The organism is Salegentibacter tibetensis, assembly GCF_020164485.1.
Taxonomy (GTDB): Bacteria; Bacteroidota; Bacteroidia; order Flavobacteriales; family Flavobacteriaceae; genus Salegentibacter; species Salegentibacter tibetensis.
Genome location: NZ_JAIQZA010000137.1, coordinates 1 through 291 on the forward strand (window position 1 = coordinate 1; position 291 = coordinate 291).

1 pseudogene is annotated in these 291 nt (G+C 41.6%); it reads left to right on the top strand.

Annotation, left to right across the window (positions count from 1 at the left end):
• Positions 1–65: 65 nt before the first annotated feature.
• A pseudogene (locus LB467_RS18830) lies at positions 66–291 on the top strand (FeS-binding protein); the annotation flags it as partial.

The window sequence follows — 291 nt, forward strand, 5'->3', positions numbered from 1 at the left end:
GTTTGTTTTTATTAGTGCTGGCTGTAGCGAACGTAAATTTCCCGAATAAAACTTTATTTCTAAGCTTGTCGCTAGGACTTATAACCTTAGGAACAGTAATATTTGCAAACGACCTTTATTTAGGCAAGCACGCCGGGATAAAAAACGATGGCGTATGGTTTAAGTCGCTTACAGGCCGCGGATTTTGGGCCTGGATCCTGGGAATAACACTCACGCTTTTTTATATAGTCTTATATTGGTATCCGCAATATTTAGGCTTGAATCCCGATGGCGCCAATACAGGAATCGTGG